The following is a 1,346-nucleotide window of genomic DNA, read 5'->3' as shown; positions in this document are numbered from 1 at the left end:
CCGTTAGACGCCCCGAAGGGCCCGGTAGCAAAACCCTCTGATGTTTCCTCATTCACTACCGACGCCACTGAAGAACCGGTCGTCGGCTCACACCCTGTGGAGCCTGAGCAGCAAGAAGATTTCCAGATCCAGTCGGCGTTCAACCCGCAGATAGGGAAAGTGTTCATGCGGAAGGCTGGCACTGACACGGTGATCTCTTGTTCTGGATCCGTGATTAACAGTGAGGGCAAGAACATGGTCCTCACTGCTGGCCACTGCAACTACAACCACACTTCCGGTTGGTATATCGGCGCGAATTGGAATTGGACGTTCGTTCCCGGATACGATCACGGTCGCTCACCCTACGGGCAATGGCATGCCCACACGCTGGTCACCACCAATGACTGGTACAACAGCAGGGACTTCAATGACGACGTCGGATTGGCACTGGTCAACCCGCGGTATGGCGTGTCGCTGGTTTCCGCTATGGGCGCCCTTGGAGTGACGTGGGGACGGCCAGCTATCGGACAATTCACTGTCCAGGGTTACCCTGCTGAAGGTAAGTACGATGGCCAGTGGCAGCACTATTGCACCGGAACCTCCAGACACCACAGCACCAACCAGATAGAGCTTTCCTGCGACATGACACGCGGAGTCAGCGGTTCTCCCTGGTTGATCGGATACAACACCAGCAGCGGTTACGCCAACGGGGTGGCGAGCAATATAGACAGGGTGGTTAACCCGACAGTCCTACGTTCCCCATATTTCTCTAGTTCCAATATCGGTACCATTTATAACGAGTACCGGTATGGGTAAGAAGCGAGTTCCGATGTCATCACGATCGAAGCGAACCAGCACTCTCCGCGGAGCACTGTTCATCATTATGGTTTCGTTGGTCGTTACCGTGACGGCGTGCGGATCGCCGAACGGTCAGCCGCCGGGCGAGGAACCGTTGCCGCCTGCAACCTCAACTCCTTCCGCTGAGGAGACGAGCGAAAATCCTGAGGATAAGTGTGAGGAAGGCGCTCAGCCCACAGGCGATGGAGACGGACCGTCGTCCCCCTCATCGAACAGTGAGCAGACACAGTCCTCGAAGAACCCGAGCGCCCACGAATGCGCCGGTGAAGTACCCGAGGATCTAACAGAGGATGAAATGCGCAGCGCCGAACCCGCGCCTATGCCCGTAGATCCATGATCGAGTTGAGGGCAAGTTAGACGGTATCACCGGGGCTCGTGACGTGCCCCGGTGATACGCGCTCGGTCAAGGACAAGATGCGATCAATCAGTTGCTACACCCTTTCGGTGTGAAACGGCAGCCGTTAAGAACGTCTGCGTGCACGCACCCCGGACCCATGTCAGCCCTTCGG

General features: G+C 57.2%; 1 protein-coding gene. It reads left to right on the top strand.

Features of this window, described 5'->3' with window-relative positions; genetic code table 11:
• A partial coding sequence (locus tag P4U43_RS17895; RefSeq protein ID WP_404800772.1) for a trypsin-like serine peptidase occupies positions 1–795 on the top strand: 795 nt, incomplete at its 5' end.
• Between the last annotated feature and the right edge of the window lie 551 nt (positions 796–1,346).

Source organism: Arthrobacter vasquezii, from assembly GCF_029455255.1.
GTDB classification, from domain to species: domain Bacteria; phylum Actinomycetota; class Actinomycetes; order Actinomycetales; family Micrococcaceae; genus Arthrobacter_D; species Arthrobacter_D parietis.
The sequence above is the reverse complement of the archived record's forward strand: the minus strand, read 5'-3'. Positions and strand labels throughout refer to the sequence as shown.